Genomic DNA, 18,264 nt, shown 5'->3' with positions numbered 1-18,264 from the left:
CGAAGGAGGGCCTGCCCGCTGGCAGGCCCTTTCATATGAGGATTTTTTCGGGAAGATGGTCCCTTTCCGGTTGTCATGACCTCCGGTTCCAGAGTCACTTGGTTAAATCTGTATGTAGTTCTTTTGATAGTATATTGTGAAACCCCTTCGCATGTCTAAATAACTGTTTTTATAAAATTCAAACTATTTTGTAAAAATATGTGTTAATTTAAAACTATTATGAGATTAAGGGGGATTTTGCCAGTGAAAAGTAAGCTTAAACTGCCTGTCATGTTAGGGTTGGTGTTGTTGCTTCTTGTTCCATCTCTAGGTTTTGCATCACCAGCAAACGAGGTTTCTTCAAATGATGACTTGGAGCGTTTTATGGTGGCGTTTAAATCGGAGAAACTGCCTGCCGGGTATGAAGAAATGGTCCATGCTGCTGGTGGGGAATTAACGTATGAGGTTGGAGAAATTGGTGTTTTGGAAGCTGTTACAGACAATCCGCTTCAATTTATCAAAGCGATGAACAGTGAGCGTGAGGTACTGAGCATCACGCCTGCTATTGAGGTTCAGCTTGATCTTCCTGAATTTGAGGAAGCCGGTGAGCTGGCAGAGGGGACAAACCCTGGTGTCCTTGATCCGGATGAGAGCATCTGGGAGTCCGGATGGCAGTGGGATATTGAACAGGTGACAAATGAAGGAGCGAGCCACGAAGTACATAGCGGTACTCATGATGTGGTTGTAGGGGTTATTGATACAGGATTTGATTTCGATCACCCTGATCTTAAAGATAACATTATCGGCGGACCGGATGCTTCCCGTACATTCGTACCGGGAACAGAAGACAGCTGGGATAACCAGAGTCACGGTACTCACGTAGCCGGAACAATTGCCGGTAACGGCCGTATGAAAGGTGTGGCACCGGATGTAGGATTGAAGTCTTACCGCGTGTTTAATACAGGCGGAGCGCAGCAAATTTGGATTACGGATGCGATTATCGCAGCTGCCGATGACGGTGTTGATGTAATCAACATGAGTCTTGGTGGAACACGCGTGGTTGGTCAGTGGTTCTATACCGATCCTGCATCTGGTGAGAGAGTAAGACTTGGAAACAATCAGGCAGCTGATGTTGTAGCCTATAAGCGTGCCATCGATTACGCAGTGAAAAGAGGGGTAACGGTTGTTTCCTCTGCAGGAAATTCAGCTCAGGACATGAGCAATCCGTCCAAGGTTGCTGACTGGATTGAAGGCAACGCAGGTCCTGAATATGACGTAAGAGGCGCTGCCTGGTTTGTACCGGCATCCATCCCTGGTGTGATTACGGTATCGGCTATGGGCGCCGGATTCGGAACTGACGATCGTCTGGCGTTCTACTCAAACTACGGTAATGGTGCGATTAATCTTGGTGCACCTGGTGGAGACCTTGGTCCGGAGGGGTATGATGCAGCAGATAACTTTAAATTCCTTGTTCTGAGTACGGTACCGACTTATATGGACGGTCAGTCTGCACGAGGAAAAGAATACTTCGGTGAAAACGGCTACGGATGGAAAGGCGGAACATCCATGGCGGCGCCTCAGGTAGCTGGTGCTGCGGCAGCCTATATTTCACAGGTGTACGAGGAAACGGGTAAAAAACCGACACCTCGTCAGGTACAGAACCGTCTTCAGCAAACAGCGGCCAGTGTGGACTCGAACGGCTACAGCAAATATTACGGCCATGGTCGTGTAGATGCGCATCAGGCGTTAGCAAAATAATAATCAGACCGGGCCAATGGAGTTTATACAACTTCATTGGCCTTCCTAGAGGGAGGAAACAAAGTGAAGAAGTACTTTTTAATTTGGACCCTCGTTGTTGCTCTTGCAGTAACGAGTTTTGGAAACAGTGCTATGGGTGACGGAGAAGAGAACGAGTTTCTCGTTTTATTTAACGGCAATAACATTAATGAAGCTGCCGTGGCAGAGATGGAAGCAATGGGAGCAGAAGTGCTGCAGGAAGCCCCGCAGGTCGGGCTTGCGTATGTAAAAGGCGGTACGAAAGAACAGATGGAAAGTATCAAGGGTGTGGCCCACGTTGCAGAAAATATTGAAATTGAAACGAGTGAACTGGCACTCGAAGCAGATGAAGATGTTATGCCACGTGAAGAGGATACAGAGGCTGATTTATTTGAGCAGTATCAATGGGACATTAAACGTGTAACCGGTGATGGTGCGGCATGGGACATTACAAAAGGAAGTCATTCGGTTGTTGTAGCTGTTATTGACACCGGTGTTGATTTTACCCACCCGGATCTTCAGGATAACCTGTTATACGGTAAAACGTTTCACCCTGACACGACTGAAGAAGATGCCTATCGTGATTCAGGAACTCACGGTACCCACGTAGCGGGCTCCATTGCAGCCAATGGCCGCGTTATGGGGGTGGGACCTGAACTTGGTCTTGCGTCATACCGGGTTACAAATAATCAGGGACGCATGAACTGGACAGGTATTCTAAACGCTATTACAACTGCTGCAGATGATGGGGCGGATGTAGCGAACCTGAGTCTGGGAACGTACTCCTTTATTAATGAGGAACAGGATCGTCTGCTGCACTTATCTTCCAAGCGTGCTGTGCAGTATGCTCACCGAAAAGGGATGATCATTGTTGGAGCGAACGGGAATAACGGAATCGATTTAGGTAAGGCTGTTGAAACAGAAAAAGGAGAAGGGAAAATCTACGGCCCGCTTTTTGATACGTTCACAGATATCCCTGGTGTTGTTAGTGTCTCTGCAACAACAGACCGTGACACTCTTGCCTACTATTCAAATTACGGTTCATCGAACGTAAACCTTGCTGCACCGGGTGGCGATTATGGACCGAACTGGCCGAACGAGGACGGAGATCAATCATTGCTGGAGCCGGAATCACGTGCTTACAGCACCATCCCTGTTAATCGGGGATCTTATGGATGGGCAATGGGTACAAGCATGGCCGCTCCGAAAGTAGCAGCCGCTGCAGCCCTTGTGAAAGCCGAGAATCCAAGCTTCTCCCGTGCGCGCGTCATTACTCACCTTCAGCAAACAGCTGACGACCTGGGTAAAAAAGGCCACGATGAATTTTTTGGCCACGGACTGGTGGATGCTTATGAAGCATTGAAATAAATATTGAAAAATCTCCGCAGAACATTTTGTTCTGCGGAGGTTTTTAGGTTACGGATGGGTGAGAGGGATGCTTCATTGCATGGAATTTCTTTCATAAAAAAGAACCCGCTCTGATACGGGTTCTCAGGCTGTTGAAAAAGATTTTTTCTCGTTTACCTGATCATGATGGAGATTGGTTATGCTGCCTGCATGGCCTTCGCTTTCCGGGGTGGTGCTGGCAAGCAGTACGTAGGTTTCTCTACAATCTGAGAACCCGCTCTAATGCGGGTTCTTTTCATATCAGGCCACGCCCTCCTTCTCTTTCTCATACTGTTTCTCCACATTTTTAATGTCCATACGGATAAGAAGGGAGATCAGGAAAGCGATTACAATTAAGACTGTGAAAACATAGAATACCGGAATGTAGCTTCCTGTACGATCATAGATTTGCGTTACAATAAACGGACCGAGAATACCGCCGAGAGACCACGTTGTAAGCAGGTAACCGTGAATGGCACCCAGTTGTTTTGTTCCAAACAAATCGCCGATAAAAGCCGGAAGATTGGAGAATCCGCCTCCGTAACAACTCACTACAACCAAAATGAGAGCTTGGAAGACGAGTACATTCGTGATGTTTGGCATCATGATAAAAGCGATGATCTGAAGAACGAAGAAAATCATAAACACAGTAGGACGACCGATATAGTCAGAGATCGCTGCCCAGGCGAGGCGTCCGCCTCCGTTAAAAATCCCCATAATTCCTACCATCGTTGCCGCAGCTGCTGCAGTAAGTCCGACGACTTCCTGTGCCATCGGGGACGCTACAGAGATCATCATGATTCCCGCACTTGTGTTAATCAGCATCATCGTCCACAGCATCCAGAAACGCCGAGTACGGACAGCTTGTTTTGCTGTGAGTTGAGACAAGTCTTTTTTCACGACTTTTTTACCGGAAGCAATGTCTTTTTTCATATTAGCCGGCATCCATCCTTCAGGCGGCGGTGCAATGTAGGATGCGCCGAGAATGATGATCACAAAATAACATGCTCCGAGGATGTAGAAGGTGGACGTAATTCCAATAGACTCCATCATGGAAGCAGCCACTGGAGCGGTGATCAACGCGCCTGCACCAAAGCCCATCACAGCCATGCCTGTCGCAAGTCCCCGACGGTCTGGGAACCATTTCACAAGTGTAGACACAGGAGCGATGTAGCCAAGCCCGAGCCCGAGCCCGCTGGCAAGACCGTATGTAAGTAAAAAGAGTATAAGAGAATCAACGGCAATGGCTAAACCGGAACCGGCTTGTCCAAGACCGAAAAGGACGGCTGCCAGAATAGCCGAGCGGCGAGGTCCCTGTTTCTCGACAAAACTGCCAAAAAACGCGGCTGAAATCCCTGCAAGAGCCATCATAATCGTAAAAGCAATCGTAATGCCGGATGTGGACCATCCCACTTCATTATGGATCGGATTCGTATACACGCTGTAGGCATACGCCGCACCGATCGAAAGGTGAATCGCAATTGCAGATAACGCAATAAACCATCTGTTCTTCATTTTTTGCCTCCTCTGGATGCATTTGGTTGTCAGAAAATTTTAACTATAAATACTAGAATATCGTTTGAAGAAGTAAAAATCAAACGATTGCAAAAATTAAATAAATTAACTAACTTGGTTGTGAAACAGTGAGCGTGGAAGGCTCATGAGGGCACGGCAGATTGACAACTGCTCCGCACACTGCTCGCCCGGCAGGAGAAAGCCCACTCCTGCCGGGCTCTTAAAAGAGGGCAGCAGTTCCACTCATTGCCTCAGGTTTGACTCAAAAGGTAAAACACGACCCTTTTGAGTCAACCTCTGTGGTATGGTTGTCCTTTTATTCGCATAGTTATGAAGATAACGAGAGGGAGCGGGAGGGGCATATCGATGGCTTTTTATGTGTGTGACGGGAGTTCGTCGGAGAGGAAGCTGGGGGCCGGGATCATCCGCACGAAAGGGTTTGGTAAAACGTATTACACATTTATAACGGAGACACGGTCGCATCAGTCGGTGGGGGCTGAGTGTTTTGCCATTCATAAAGCTACCGAACTGATCAAGAAATTTAACGACAAGCGGGCGATGGTCATTACGGATTTTCAGCATATAATCGATCTTTTCTACGGAAGACGGATTCCGGTGCGCCCGGTTCCACCCTGGGTTATCCGGGCACTTTGTGACCTTAAGGAACTGCGGTCAACAGGGATCGAGATCACCCTTCGTCATCAGAGTGACCTGGTTCACATATTGGATTTTGCTGCGTCTCACCGGTTAAGCCGGGCATATAAGCGAACCGGTGAAATGAGAATCAAAGAATCAGAATCTCTTTCAGCTGTTGCCGAGGTATCGGCTGGCATGAACATAAAGGCGAGGCCCCATGATGACGTATTTGAGGAAAATACAGTGTTTGTTCAAAGAACTAATGCAGGGAAACAAACTGTTTTGGATGTAGATTTTCGTAATAATAAGACGTTTATCTTCCAGAGGATTTCCCTTAACGAATGGGGCGTATTTGACGAGGCATTATGTTTACTTGATGCAGGGCCGTCGTTAGTGAGTACTATGACAGGGGTGTTTTGTAAGTTGAATCCGTCTGCTCAGACGATTTCTGTAAATGAGCATGCCATGTACCTTCTTCAGACGGAGGATCAGCTAAGCGAAGACTTTTTAACCCTTGTTTCCCGGATGATGCTGTTCTCGATCGTGGTTTTTGAGGATTTTTCGTTCACCAGTGAGTCACGGGGGATGCAGGAAGTGGATCGATTTGGTCCGGCGAACCACTACATAAGGAGGGAGCTGGGGTAAAGCTGATAAAAAATATGTAAATCTCTTAATCCCTCAATTAAAACGGATAAAAAGAAAATAAAACACATAAGCCAAAAATTAAATTCTATTAACCTCTCGTCCCCATCCTGGCTTAAGGAAGGATGGGGACGTTTCTTCTATTATAATGATGCTCAGAGCTCGTTAATTCCCACTCTAATCTTCCAGTAAAACCTCTTTAATCCCAACCGCATCTACTGCAGCGACAATGCCATATCCTTCGGAAGTGCGTCCGCCGAGGATTGTTGCCGAATCATCGTCATTAAAGTAAATGCTGTACTTGTACAGGCGTTCAGGCATGTTCTTATCTGTTTGGAAAAAGAGTGTAGCTGTTACGCGGGGTTCTCCTTCCATTTCCGCTTCAATGGTGGGATCCCACGTTGCCCTATTAAATGCATCGCAAATTACCATGAGGGACTTTTCATCAATAATCAGCTCTTCTCCGTTCTCTGTAACGGTATCCACACGGGTAGGGCATTGCTGGGCATCGGAGCATGCCCCGAGTATAAAGATAAGGATAATAAAAGTCCAAATGAGCTTTGTCACGGCGAGCACTCCGTTCAATAATTGGTTTTACCGGGGTTCAGATGAACGTCGGCATCATAGGTGATCCCCGTGTCTTTACCGACCTCAAAGGTTTCGATGTCTTTTAGGGAAGCGATCTCCTTTATGATTTTTTGTGAAGCCCCAAGAAAGGAATATTCAAGGTCAAAATCAGTATAGATGATCCACGAACGGTCCGCCGGCCACCAGTACTTCGGTGAGGCTCCGGCATTTTCCTCCATGCAAAGGGTCAGAACGTCATGGAGATTTCCTCTGAAGATCATTTCTTCACCCGGTAAGGATAAGAGATCATAGTAAAAGTAGCATGGCGTTTTTGTGTGGGGGTGAAGTGCGTCTATGAGTTTTTTGACAATGTCTCTTTCAAGGCTGCCGTCCTGCGGAAAGATGAGATACCGCGGAAGACTATCATCCTCAAACTGCCTCAAAAAGGTGCCCATGCTGATTTCCTTGTTGTAGACGAGGCTGTATTTTTCAGCTGCCTCTTTGTACGTCATTTTTTCACCATGATGCAGGGATATCTTATCAGGGTCACAGTCTTTATACAGACTGGTTTCATCGGTGATGTCTTTATCCTTGTGAATCGGCTGCATGATTTTCAGATACCCTTCGTAAACAGGCGGTATGATATTTTCAACAGTGAGTGAACTGGTTTTGCCGTAATTTTTCAAGTGTACAGCTCTAAGTTCCCGGTCAATCCATTCGTATGGCTCCCCATCTTTAATGCGCTCAAGGGGGATATGGCTGAAGTGGCTTTTAAATGTAAAATCTCCACCGCCGGACATGTTGAAGTTTTCATCAATTTCAAAGGCCTCAAGATTGTCGGCACTTAGAATCTTTTCAGCAAGAGCAGGGGGTCCTGCAAAAATCGTATAGGAGCGAAATGCCTGATTATGAACGATCCATGACCGGTCTTCAGGCCACCAGTATATCGGGGCGGTTCCTTGGTTTTTATCAAAAAGGGGCACGGCATCTTGGAGCGGACCGAGATATAAAGACTCAGGCACGGGATTGTCGTAGCCTGTGAAATAAAAATAGCACGGATTTTTTGTAAAGGGAGCGAGCGTTTCAACTAATCTGGAGTACGTTTTCCGGTCAAGTTCGGGGTGCAGGTTGATATCCTTCTCATACAAATGAGGCTCGAACGTGCCCGGTGTGATGGTTTTGTCGTAGGTTTCGCCGAATTTTTCTGCCAGTTTTTTGTATGTATCCCCGGTATCTAAGGGGTGAAGGATCTTTATATAGCTTTCGAACCGGGGTGGCACGAACCATTTCACAGTCTGCCTGGGTATTTCGCCGAAAGACTGTTTATGGGCATTACTAAAGGTTTGATAAATCCATTCATACTCTTGGAGGGAGCTGAGCTTTTTCAACATAATCACCACTTTTTGGAATTGTGTCATTATTGTAAATCTAGCATACTTTATCTGCCTTTTGGATAAAAACATGTTAAAATAGATTGGCAGATATAGAAAATTGGAGGCTTATGAATGGGGAAAAGATTACTATTTTTACTCGTAACAAATATTCTTGTCATGACAACGATCTTTATCGTCTGGTCGGTTATAACTCACTTTACCGATATCAGCTGGTCATTTGACACAGGCGGTGCCGGACTGGGCATTGATTATGTGTCACTAGGTGTATTCAGCTTACTCGTAGGTTTCGCAGGATCCTTCATCTCCTTGGCCATGTCACGTTTTGTAGCTAAGAAGATGATGAAAGTAAAAGTGCTCGATCCGGACGGTCCGTTATCCTCCCACGAGCGTACTGTGGTGGAGAAAGTACATCGTCTGTCCCGTGCGGCAGGTCTAATGCACATGCCGGAAGTGGGAATCTATCAATCTCCTGAAGTAAACGCATTTGCAACCGGTCCTTCAAAGAAACGCTCTCTTGTAGCTGTTTCATCCGGACTTCTTCAGACAATGGATGATGATGCGGTTGAAGGGGTTATCGCCCACGAGGTTGCCCACGTTGCGAACGGAGACATGGTGACAATGACGCTTCTTCAAGGAGTCATTAACACATTTGTTGTGTTCTTCTCCAGGATTGCAGCGATTCTCGTATCTCGTCTTGTGCGTGCCGAAATGCAAGGGATTGTGCGCTTCATGGCGATCATCATCTTCCAGATTCTGTTCTCGATTCTTGGAAGTCTGGTCGTTATGGCATTCTCGCGCTACCGTGAATTCCACGCAGACCGCGGCGGAGCGGATCTGGCTGGACGTGACAAAATGGCACATGCCCTTCGTTCCCTTAAAAACTACGTTGACCGTGCGAATGTCAACGACCGTACAGATGACAGTGCGGTGCAGACAATGAAAATCAACGGAAAAGGCGGAGTTGCCAAACTCTTCTCCTCCCACCCGGATCTCGACGAGCGAATCGCCCGTCTGGAAGAAAGATAAATGACTTTATTAAAGAAGCTGCTCCTGGATGAATACGCCAGAAGCAGCTTTTTTTGTTTTCGGTGCCAGGCACCGTGTGAAGCTGTGAGCACAGTGCCTGGCCCTCTGTGAAATGGTATACACAGTGCCTGACCCTCTGTCCAATAGTAAACAAAGAAATTTTTATAATTACTTACTAAAAGTAAGTTATTGGTGTTATAATAAGTGAAAAGGAGGCGGTGGTGGTGGGAACGATTAAATATGAGCCGAAATTAAAAGATAGATTGGGGAGTGTAGATCTTAATGTGAAGGATCTGGACCGGGTACGTGAGTTTTATGAAAGGGTGATCGGGTTAAAGGTGCTGGATATAAAAGGAGATTCGCTTACGTTCGGTGCTGATGGAGGAACACCCCTTGTTACCGTGCATACGAATGAAAATGTTGCAAACCGTCCTGGGCGGACAACCGGGCTTTTTCATTTGGCGGTTCTGCTTCCGGACCGGAAGACGCTTGCTCATACATTAAAGCATCTGCTCGCATCGGGTTACCCTCTTCACGGGGCATCAGATCATCAGTTCAGTGAAGCAATTTACCTGGCGGATCCGGACGGGAACGGGGTAGAGATCTATGCAGACACAGATCCAAAAACGTGGAAACAGGAAGAGAACGGCTGGTACGTGGGCGGCACGTACCCGTTGGACGTTGAAGGGCTGCTGAAAGAAGCACCTGCTGATGGGTGGACGGGAATGTCTGCTGAAGCTATACTTGGCCATATGCATCTGCAGGTGGCAGACATAAAGGAAGCCGAAGCTTTCTACGTGGACATCCTCGGATTTGATATTGTAGCAAAAGATCCGCGCATGCTGTTTGTATCCAAAGACGGATACCATCATCACATCGGACTCAATACTTGGACGGGAACAAATCTTCCTAAGCCGCCAAAAGAAGCGGTCGGAATGAAACAATTTACCGTGTTTTTTACAGAGGATGAATACCATGCGGCAAAAGAGGCATTGAACGTATCCGGTGCAGAAAACAAGCTGCAGGTTGAAGATCCGTCCGGCAATGCGATTGTCATCGTGAAAAAACAATAATATTTGTGACCACGGGAGATGATTCTAACGGGTTACTTGTATGGTGCAAAACGGAAAAACACAGACAGATCCACACGGTAAATCACACAACGATCATAACCCGAATTGACAGTATAATCAGCTTTGCAAAAGAGGTTGACCCAAAAGGTCCTTTTTTTACTTTTGAGGTCAACCTCGAAGCAATGAGTGGAGCCATTGCCACTCTACCGGGACCTGTGAAGTCACCATCTTTAACTACATATTTACTTGGTCACCTGACACTCTCTATCTTTTAAGATACAAATAAGGCTCTATCTTATACTTCAATGAAATAAGTATCGTATGATTCCTTAAAGATGTATCCGAGCTTTTTAGCTAGTTCCACAGATTCAGCATTAGCTCCATCCCAACTGGGGTATTTCTCTTTTTTCAAACAATCTAATATGAGGGCTGAGGTTACGATTGTTGCTAAACCTTTCCTTCTATGATTAGGATGACTAGCAACTTCAATTTCAATTCCATCATCATATATACTAAATGATGTTGCCGCAGAAACAACTTGCCCATCATTTAAAACAGCATACCCTGCTCCTCTGTTAATAAAGTCATCAATAGAATCAAATTGATTAATAAAGTCTTCTGAGAGTTCATGGAAAGATGATTCTTTTGCAATGTTTTTATCAACTCTCTTAATTTCGTAGCCTTCTGGTAATGCAGACAGCAGGTACTGGAAGTGTTCCTGGTCTAAGTGGTCGGGGTTCTTGTGAAAACTGAATCGGGGAAATTTCTCAAATGCCCCATGATGAACTGTCTCTATAAGTTCTTTCCAATCATCAGAATCAACAATTGCAAGAGTAAAATCGGGAAGATTATAAAGTAATTCTTTAGCTTCCTTTGTATTCGGATTCCCGGCATAAAAAACAAAAATTCCAACCGTTATCTGAGCAACAGTTGGATTTTCAAGGTTGTCTACCCAAGCAGTTCCCATATGTCCCTGGAGATACGAGAGAACAATCGTGCTATCAATATTTTTAAACATTGGTACTAATTTCTTCCTTACATTTACATCTGCTTCATAAATCATTCCATTCCTTCTTTCTAAAAAATTCAATATTTGCAACAAATTACATTTTATCATGAAAAGTAAACCCCCACCCAAAAACCCACAAAAAAATCAGCCTCGAGGCGGAGACGGAAACAGTCTGCCGCCTGTTTGGTGCGCCTTTCTGACGAGATAAGATAGAGTCAGAACAAAGAAGCAGAGGGAGGCGGACTGCAATGAAGACACCGTTATTTGAAGTGAAACACGTATCCAAGACATATAAAAAAGGGAAGGTGAAAGCAAATGAAGAGATTTCTTTTACGATTAATGAAGGTGAAATACTTGGACTTCTCGGGCCGAATGGAGCCGGCAAATCGACGCTTATTAAGCAAATCGTTGCTCATGTAAAACCAACCGAAGGGGAAGTTACCTACAAAGGCATCAACGTATTAAAACAAAATAAACAGGTGGCAAGGGAAGTGGCCTACTATTCACAGGAACCCCATGCACTTACGAGTCTGAAAGTAAGAGAAGCCATTTACTTTTCGGGACGGTTAAGAGGGATGAAGCGGAGAGCGGCCAACGAAGAAACGGAGTCTCTCATAAAAGAACTCGAACTTACTGAAGTAGCAAACAAACTTCTGAAAAACATCTCGGGTGGCCAGAAACGCCTCACGGGTATCGGTACAACACTCATCGGTCAGGCAGGTGTCTACATTTTCGACGAGCCTACAAACGAACTGGATCCGAAAAAGCGCCGCCTTGTCTGGGACATGATTCAAAAGCGGAACCGGGAAGGGGCAACGGTGATTCTTGTAACTCACAACATCTTGGAAGCAGAACAGGTGGTTGACCGTGTGGCAGTGATTAACCACGGGAGGCTCCTGGCCATCAATCACGTTGGAGAACTGAAAGCAGAAGTGGACCAGCGTCTTAAATGTGAAATTACAGTGAAACGCACCGCCCGAAACGAACTTCACGAAGCTCTCGCCGGATGGGGGACGGTCACAACCCTGTCAGACCAACGCTCCCGCATTCTCATTGCAAAGGATCAAGCACCGGACCTGGTGAGTTTTTTAAACAATGAACCAGATGTACAGACATACTCCATCGTGCCGCCAAGCCTGGAAGATGTGTACTTTCATATCGACAATGAGCAGCCTCCGGCGGGTGGACCTGATGCAAAAAAGGAAGAGGTGAACGAATATGCAGCAGCAAACGGCTGATCCAAGATATGAAACTTCAATCGTAAAACAGCTTGCCGTTGAAGTATGGATCCTGTTCCGCATTCAATTTTCCATTATCCGGGAGCAGTGGGCATTTATTTTTATCCTGGCATCTATCTTTCCTTTTGCCATACTCATGTTTCTCCATTTTTTCACAGTGAATCCGACTGAGGCTATGATTGTACGGATCATCACAGGGAACATGCTGTTTGCCCTCGTCATTATGGGGATGAACGTCATGGCCCAGGAAATATCTTTTCAAAAACACCAGGGACATTTCACGTTTTATGCCTCTTTGCCGATTGAAAAAATCAACTTTATCTTTGCCAACCTCCTAAGAGGAATGATCGTAAGCTTTCCGTCATTTGTAATTATGGCATTCGTCGGGCAGTGGGTGTACGGCATTACATTTACCTTCAGTTTCTGGCTTATTCCATTCGTTGCGCTGACGGTCCTGAGTGTTGTGGGACTTGGAGTGTTTCTAGGTTTCTGGTCACCGAACATGCAGCTGACGAACCTCCTCGTTCAAGGGCTTATGATGATTATCAGCTTTATGACGCCGGTTCTTGTAGAAATTTCAGAGCTTCCGGTTGTCCTGCAGTGGTTTTCGTACCTCGTACCTACAACCTATGCCGCAGCAGGGTTGAGAGATTTGCTCGCTGTGGGGTACACAACGACTGTGGGGATGAACATGCTTATGCTCCTTGGCTACACTGTCCTTTCCTACGCTCTTATTCTGAAAAAAATCCATTGGCGCGGGGAAGGGTAACACGATAGAATAAAAGAAACTGGCAGTTTTACCCTGCCGCTATATACTGGGGCCCCGTGCCCCTGGAGACATGTCGCAACCAAAAGGGGACAATACAATCATGAATAAAATATTCGGGATGATCATTCTCGCAGTCGGAGTGCTATATCTATTAAATAATACAGGTGTCATCGATGCGAGTTTCGGGGAGATGGTCTCCACCTACTGGACGCTTATCATCGTCATTATCGGCCTGAAGATCCTCCTGGACGGGCTTTTCAGAGCCTACCAGGGGCTGAAACGTGACAAGTGGGATTTCGGTAAGGCCGTTTTCGGCCTGTTCATCATCGCAGCGGGCCTGATTATTACCGGTAACAAGGCAGACTGGTTTTACTATACTTTTGCCGACCTGTGGAGCTGGATTTGGCCGCTCCTCATAATCTTCGTCGGCTTTCAGCTTCTCAGAAACAAACGTCCGACCACAGTCAAAGTGGACATGAGTAAAGATGAAGATGACTGGGAGCCGGATACGGCCGAAAAGAAAGCAGACTACGCCGACCCGTGGAGCTACGTAGAAGAAAACATCTCCCGAGCCCGGGAACAGGTAAAAAACAATCCCCACGTGGACGAAGAAAAATACGAAAACAGCTTCCAGAGTGCAGAAGACAGCATCAACAAAGCCAGGCAGCAGGCGGGCGGCAAATACAAGGACCGCCAGAAAAAACACCACCGTCCGCAGGGCGGGGACTACGCCAACATCCGTCAGTTTGTCGGCGAAGTGGTTATCGGCAAGCGGCCCTGGACCCTTGAAAATACAGATATCCGTACGTCCATCGGGAGTGTGGAAGTAGATCTGACTACTGCTGTGCTCAAAGACGGTGATAACTATCTGGACATCAGCATGTGGATCGGCTCCGTGGAAATCACCGCCCCAAAAGACATGGCGATTCAGGCAAACGTTGACGTAAGCATCGGGGAAGCGACTCTGTTTGATGATAACTTCTCCGGAACGGGACGCAATGCCACATACACGAGCGACAACTTTTATGAAGCCGAACAGCGCGTCATCCTGACCGTACGCAACAGCATCGGCAGCGTGGAGGTAATGGCCGTTGACTAAACAAGCCGCACAAAAAGAGAAAAGACTCCACGGCGTCATCTGGGACGGGCTCAGGCTTCAGGCAAAGACAGTCGGCATTGCTTTTCTCGCAATCTGGCTCACTGCCTGGCTTTACGCCCGTTTTTACACAGGACCGGCTGACGGCACGATACTCGCCGCAAGGATATACACGGTAGCTTCTGATGTGGAAGTGACCCTGACCCTCCTTGTCATTGTCTCGGCGATCTACCTGCTTACTAGCTTCGCTTTTTCTTTTTCCTATACGAGCGAACTGAAAAAAGCGATCACCTATCTGATCTACCAGCTCAAACAGGTTCAACGGGGCTCTCTTGATAACAGGATTCAGATGGACCGGGAGGATGAAATGAAGCGCCTGGCAGGGGAACTCAACGACATGACCGACGGCTACGAAAAGCAGATCCGCTCCATGCACCGGGTACTAAACGAAAACGCCGCCCTCATCGACGAAAAAGAACGGGCAGCCGGCCTTGAGGAACGGCGCAAGCTCGCCCGGGACCTGCACGACGCCGTGAGCCAGCAGCTCTTCGCCGTCTCCATGAGCCTCGGCGCAATCCCCCGGATTCTCGACACCGATCCGGACCGGGCAAAAACTCTGATCACCCAGGTGGAAACGATGATCCATGCATCCCAGCAGGAGCTTCGGGCCCTGATCATGCACCTTCGCCCCATTACCCTCGAAGGAAAAGGGCTGAAGGAAGCGCTGGACGCACTATTTACAGAACTTTCGGCCAAAAATGAAGCAGTTGCCTTCGACTGGGAAACCGATCAGCTCGAAGCACTCGATCCCGGCATAGAAGATCAGTTGTTTCGTGTGGTTCAGGAGGGTCTTTCCAACACGCTTCGCCACGCGAAGGCGTCCCGGATCCGCTTTACGGCAGAACAGGCAGACCAACGACTTTTGATTACCCTCAGTGACGACGGTTGCGGCTTTGACATGGAGACGAAAAAAGAAGATGCGAACGTCTCCTACGGACTTACGACAATGGAAGAGCGAATTGAAGAATTGGGCGGTCACTTTTCCTTGCTTTCTTATCCGGGAAAAGGCACCACCATTAAAATCCGTGTCCCGTTAAGGACCCAAAAAGGAGGAGAACATGATGAGCAAGATCCGCGTGCTGATCGTAGATGATCACGAAATGGTCCGGATGGGCCTGAGTACATACCTGCAGACAGAGCCTGATATCGATGTGGTCGGGGAAGGCAAAAACGGACGGGAAGCCATTTCCATAGCCAAAGAACTGAACCCCGATGTCATTTTAATGGATTTATTAATGGACGAAATGAACGGAGTGGAAGCCACAAAAGAGCTGGAAGACCACCAGGCAAAAATCATCGTTCTCACAAGCTACCTGGATGACGAAATGCTCTTTCCCGTTATGGAAGCCGGAGCCTTCAGTTATATCCTGAAAACGTCCAGCGCCATTGACATAGCCAACTGTATTCGAAAAGCATACAAAGGAGAGCCCACCTTCGAAGGACAGGTCACACAGAAGATGTTTCACCAGATGCGCCACAAGCCGAAACATAATGACCTCACCCGCCGGGAAAAAGAAGTCCTGTCCCTTATAGGCCAGGGTCTGTCCAACAAAGAAATCGGCGAACGCCTTCATATCGGCATAAAAACCGTGAAGACCCACGTGAGTCATATCCTCACCAAGCTGGAGCTGGATGACAGAACCCAGGCAGCCATCTACGCAAATAAACACTCGCTTGTTTAAAAGAGACTGCCCCAAAGGATAAGTACCTTTTGGGGCAGTTTTTGTATGTGGTTTCCAAATTTACGACTATTTTTTCCCTTTTTCAGACTTATCTTGCACTTTCCCCTTCAGTTCATTACGAGAATTGAAGTATGATAGGAGAAAGTCGTTTTCAGACAGGTCGTGAAGCAGCGAATGGATATACAGGAAATACAACTAACCTCATTCGGTACGATACTCGCACTGGCCGTAACGATCGGACTCATCCTGATCCGCGTTGCCCCTGCTTATGCCATGATGGCTGGCGCTCTTACAGGAGGCATTATCGGGGGAGCAGCCCTTACGGAGACCGTTCAAATTATGGTCGGCGGTGCAGAAGGGATGACCGGGGTCGTTCTCCGGGTTCTTGCGGCAGGCGTTCTGGCCGGGGTTCTTATCGAATCCGGTGCGGCAAAAAAGATTGCCGAATCGATCCTGAACGGCCTCGGTGAAGCAAAAGCCCTCCTTGCTGTTGCAGGTGCCACCATGGTCCTCACTGGAGTAGGGGTCTTTATCGGGGTTGCGGTACTCACGGTGGCCCCGATCGCCCTTTCTATTGCAAAGCGGACAAACATGTCCAAAATTGCCGTTCTCATTGCCATATCCGGAGGAGGAAAAGCGGGTAATATTATTTCACCGAACCCAAACTCCATTGCCGCTGCCGAGGCTTTTTACGTTCCTTTAACCAGTGTCATGTTCGCAGGGATTGTTCCTGCCCTTGCAGGGGTGGCTGTCACCTATGCGATTGCCCGTAAGCTGAGGGACACAGGGGAAAAGGTTCAGGATCATGAGCTTTCCACAGAGGTGAAAGGGGAGACGCCGACACTCGGCACAGCTCTCTTTGGCCCTGGTGTGGCAATCTTTCTCTTATTATTGCAGCCCATAGCAGGCATTCATATCGATCCGTTATTTGCCCTGCCGATCGGGGGAATTGCCGGGGCTCTTGCCATGAGAAAAGGGAATGAACTCAATCACTTTGTAAGATCGGGACTTGAAAAAATGGCACCTGTTGCGATTCTCCTCATTGGTACCGGGACGCTCGCCGGTGTGATCGCAAACTCTGCCATTATCGTACAAATCCTAAGTGCCATTGAAGCGATGCATCTGCCAGCCTATTTTCTCGCACCGATTTCAGGGATCACCATGTCCGGTGCGACAGGTTCAACGGCTGCCGGTACGGCGGTGGCGGGCCAGGTCTTTGCACCATCCATGCTTGAAATGGGTATCCCTGCCCTCGCCGCCGCAGCCATGGTCAATTCCGGGGCAACAGTTCTTGACCATCTGCCCCACGGGACGTATTTTCACATCACCCGTGGGAGTGTGTACATGTCGATGAAAGAACGGTTTAAAATTTTGCCCCATGAAACACTGATCGGGCTTGTCATTGCCATTGTTTCCACACTCATTTTCGGTGTATTCGGTTTCCTCTTTTTCCAAGGTTAATAGCGTTTTAACGGATCGTAACAAGTCCCCCTGAATGTGTGCATACATATTAGTCAGGGGGTGTTTTTTTGGGATTAAAATGCGATTTTACGACGTTTCGGTCGTTTCATAAAAAAGTGGAAGACGTGTATTGGGAAGATGCCCTCCGCCTTCAGGCTGAAGTCATTTGCGAGCCTCTGCTGCGCCATTTTAAGGACGCAGCGCTCCCGGAGTGGCATCACTACCTTCTTGCCCAGGGACTGAGAAAACCGTCAGGAGACTGGACAAAGTTTGGGGAAGTGCTTCATAAAAAAGGCCATATGAAAGAGCTTCAAAAACATTTTTTCGTGCTGAAAAAGAAGTGGAGCGGTCCCGATCTGCCAATCTATCTTCTGCCGATTGATACGACGAACGAGGAACTGATCGACCGCCTGGCCGGTAAAAACGGCGTCACGTTTGCCGATTTTATCGTCCTGTTCATCGACGAATCTTTATCCCTGAATGCCATGAAAGCCCTGCTCACTCATGAGTACAACCATGCATGCCGGCTTTTTTACCAGAAGAAAAATGAAGAGTCCGTTACGCTTATGGAGTCCATGCTTATGGAAGGTCTTGCTGAAGCCGCAGTGAAAAACCACCTCGGCAAAAGCGAACAAGCGCCCTGGACCCGCACGCTCTCAAGAGAACAGTGCGAAGACTGGTGGAAGCAGGTTCTCTCTCACCGAAAAGACATAAAAGGACGCAGGTACCATGAACACTGGATGTACGGCGGCCGCAACATGCCGAGAATGATCGGGTATGTGACAGGCTTTTATATCGTTCAGGATTTTCTTGAAAAGAACCCGGAGATCAGTGAGCGGGGGTGCCTTAAAAAAGAAGCGGATAACATTTTGGCAGGTTCGGGCTGGAATAGTGGCTGAGTTTGAAAAAGGATCCATATAATGGTAGGTTAGTAGAATCAATGTCACCCCGAGGA

Annotated in this window: 16 protein-coding genes; 12 read left to right on the top strand and 4 right to left on the bottom strand. The window is 47.4% G+C overall.

From position 1 onward, the window contains the following. The first annotated feature begins 243 nt into the window (after positions 1 to 243). Positions 244 to 1,737: a S8 family serine peptidase gene (locus JSY36_RS10440; protein WP_205166351.1), complete on the top strand. Its 1,494-nt coding sequence runs from the start codon at positions 244 to 246 to the stop codon at positions 1,735 to 1,737. Between the two features lie 63 nt (positions 1,738 to 1,800). Further along, positions 1,801 to 3,123: a S8 family serine peptidase gene (locus JSY36_RS10435; protein WP_205166350.1), complete on the top strand. Its 1,323-nt coding sequence runs from the start codon at positions 1,801 to 1,803 to the stop codon at positions 3,121 to 3,123. A 279-nt stretch (positions 3,124 to 3,402) separates the two neighbouring features. Here the strand turns inward: JSY36_RS10435 and JSY36_RS10430 are convergent, their stop codons facing one another. Beyond that, complete coding sequence (locus JSY36_RS10430) at positions 3,403 to 4,656, bottom strand: L-lactate MFS transporter (RefSeq protein WP_205166349.1); 1,254 nt, start codon at positions 4,654 to 4,656, stop codon at positions 3,403 to 3,405. A gap of 366 nt (positions 4,657 to 5,022) precedes the next feature. On the opposite strand from JSY36_RS10430, the gene JSY36_RS10425 reads away from it, so the two are divergent. Then, positions 5,023 to 5,937, top strand: coding sequence for a ribonuclease H family protein (locus JSY36_RS10425; protein WP_205166348.1), 915 nt, complete (start codon positions 5,023 to 5,025; stop codon positions 5,935 to 5,937). A gap of 174 nt (positions 5,938 to 6,111) precedes the next feature. Here JSY36_RS10425 and JSY36_RS10420 read toward each other — a convergent pair whose 3' ends face one another. Further along, the gene (locus JSY36_RS10420; protein ID WP_205166347.1) at positions 6,112 to 6,501 is read right to left on the bottom strand and encodes a hypothetical protein; all 390 of its coding nucleotides are present in this window, start codon (positions 6,499 to 6,501) and stop codon (positions 6,112 to 6,114) included. Between the two features lie 14 nt (positions 6,502 to 6,515). Further along, positions 6,516 to 7,892 carry a hypothetical protein gene (locus tag JSY36_RS10415; protein WP_205166346.1) on the bottom strand — a complete coding sequence of 459 codons (1,377 nt, stop codon included), beginning with the start codon at positions 7,890 to 7,892 and terminating at the stop codon, positions 6,516 to 6,518. A 114-nt stretch (positions 7,893 to 8,006) separates the two neighbouring features. Between JSY36_RS10415 and htpX the strand changes: the two genes are divergently transcribed. Next, complete coding sequence (gene htpX, locus JSY36_RS10410) at positions 8,007 to 8,921, top strand: protease HtpX (RefSeq protein WP_205166345.1); 915 nt, start codon at positions 8,007 to 8,009, stop codon at positions 8,919 to 8,921. Positions 8,922 to 9,145: 224 nt separating this feature from the next. Then, positions 9,146 to 9,994 carry a VOC family protein gene (locus tag JSY36_RS10405; RefSeq protein WP_205166344.1) on the top strand — a complete coding sequence of 283 codons (849 nt, stop codon included), beginning with the start codon at positions 9,146 to 9,148 and terminating at the stop codon, positions 9,992 to 9,994. Positions 9,995 to 10,289: 295 nt separating this feature from the next. Here the strand turns inward: JSY36_RS10405 and JSY36_RS10400 are convergent, their stop codons facing one another. Then, positions 10,290 to 11,057: a GNAT family N-acetyltransferase gene (locus tag JSY36_RS10400; protein ID WP_205166436.1), complete on the bottom strand. Its 768-nt coding sequence runs from the start codon at positions 11,055 to 11,057 to the stop codon at positions 10,290 to 10,292. 194 nt (positions 11,058 to 11,251) lie between these two features. Between JSY36_RS10400 and JSY36_RS10395 the strand changes: the two genes are divergently transcribed. The 7 genes from JSY36_RS10395 to JSY36_RS10365 all read left to right on the top strand — a co-directional run bounded on the left by JSY36_RS10395 (position 11,252) and on the right by JSY36_RS10365 (position 18,208). After that, positions 11,252 to 12,241: an ABC transporter ATP-binding protein gene (locus JSY36_RS10395; RefSeq protein ID WP_205166343.1), complete on the top strand. Its 990-nt coding sequence runs from the start codon at positions 11,252 to 11,254 to the stop codon at positions 12,239 to 12,241. Continuing rightward, on the top strand, positions 12,222 to 13,010 hold the full coding sequence (locus JSY36_RS10390) for an ABC transporter permease (protein WP_205166342.1): 789 nt from the start codon (positions 12,222 to 12,224) through the stop codon (positions 13,008 to 13,010). The genes JSY36_RS10395 and JSY36_RS10390 overlap by 20 nt, the downstream gene beginning before the upstream one ends. A 100-nt stretch (positions 13,011 to 13,110) precedes the next feature. After that, positions 13,111 to 14,109, top strand: a complete 999-nt coding sequence (liaF, locus tag JSY36_RS10385; RefSeq protein ID WP_205166341.1) for a cell wall-active antibiotics response protein LiaF — start codon at positions 13,111 to 13,113, stop codon at positions 14,107 to 14,109. Then, entirely contained in the window at positions 14,102 to 15,259 is a 1,158-nt protein-coding gene (locus JSY36_RS10380) for a sensor histidine kinase (RefSeq protein WP_205166340.1), read from the top strand. Before liaF ends, JSY36_RS10380 begins: the two co-directional genes overlap by 8 nt. Beyond that, positions 15,225 to 15,848: a response regulator gene (locus JSY36_RS10375; protein ID WP_205166339.1), complete on the top strand. Its 624-nt coding sequence runs from the start codon at positions 15,225 to 15,227 to the stop codon at positions 15,846 to 15,848. The genes JSY36_RS10380 and JSY36_RS10375 overlap by 35 nt, the downstream gene beginning before the upstream one ends. Positions 15,849 to 16,022: 174 nt before the next feature. Beyond that, entirely contained in the window at positions 16,023 to 17,309 is a 1,287-nt protein-coding gene (locus tag JSY36_RS10370; protein WP_205166338.1) for a GntP family permease, read from the top strand. Between the two features lie 68 nt (positions 17,310 to 17,377). Continuing rightward, on the top strand, positions 17,378 to 18,208 hold the full coding sequence (locus JSY36_RS10365; RefSeq protein WP_205166337.1) for a DUF2268 domain-containing putative Zn-dependent protease: 831 nt from the start codon (positions 17,378 to 17,380) through the stop codon (positions 18,206 to 18,208). Positions 18,209 to 18,264 lie beyond the last annotated feature (56 nt).

The sequence above is a fragment of the Alteribacter salitolerans genome, assembly GCF_016901055.1.
Lineage (GTDB): Bacteria > Bacillota > Bacilli > Bacillales > Salisediminibacteriaceae > Alteribacter > Alteribacter keqinensis.
The sequence above is the reverse complement of the archived record's forward strand: the minus strand, read 5'-3'. Positions and strand labels throughout refer to the sequence as shown.

What these genes read in the sequence shown, in the direction of transcription:
- JSY36_RS10425 (WP_205166348.1), top strand. Translation starts at nt 5,023, where the DNA reads ATGGCTTTTTATGTGTGTGACGGGAGTTCGTCGGAGAGGAAGCTGGGG.
- JSY36_RS10375 (WP_205166339.1), top strand. Translation starts at nt 15,225, where the DNA reads ATGATGAGCAAGATCCGCGTGCTGATCGTAGATGATCACGAAATGGTC.
- JSY36_RS10415 (WP_205166346.1), bottom strand. Translation starts at nt 7,892, where the DNA reads ATGTTGAAAAAGCTCAGCTCCCTCCAAGAGTATGAATGGATTTATCAA.
- JSY36_RS10400 (WP_205166436.1), bottom strand. Translation starts at nt 11,057, where the DNA reads ATGATTTATGAAGCAGATGTAAATGTAAGGAAGAAATTAGTACCAATG.
- JSY36_RS10370 (WP_205166338.1), top strand. Translation starts at nt 16,023, where the DNA reads ATGGATATACAGGAAATACAACTAACCTCATTCGGTACGATACTCGCA.
- JSY36_RS10430 (WP_205166349.1), bottom strand. Translation starts at nt 4,656, where the DNA reads ATGAAGAACAGATGGTTTATTGCGTTATCTGCAATTGCGATTCACCTT.
- liaF (WP_205166341.1), top strand. Translation starts at nt 13,111, where the DNA reads ATGAATAAAATATTCGGGATGATCATTCTCGCAGTCGGAGTGCTATAT.
- JSY36_RS10390 (WP_205166342.1), top strand. Translation starts at nt 12,222, where the DNA reads ATGCAGCAGCAAACGGCTGATCCAAGATATGAAACTTCAATCGTAAAA.
- JSY36_RS10395 (WP_205166343.1), top strand. Translation starts at nt 11,252, where the DNA reads ATGAAGACACCGTTATTTGAAGTGAAACACGTATCCAAGACATATAAA.
- htpX (WP_205166345.1), top strand. Translation starts at nt 8,007, where the DNA reads ATGGGGAAAAGATTACTATTTTTACTCGTAACAAATATTCTTGTCATG.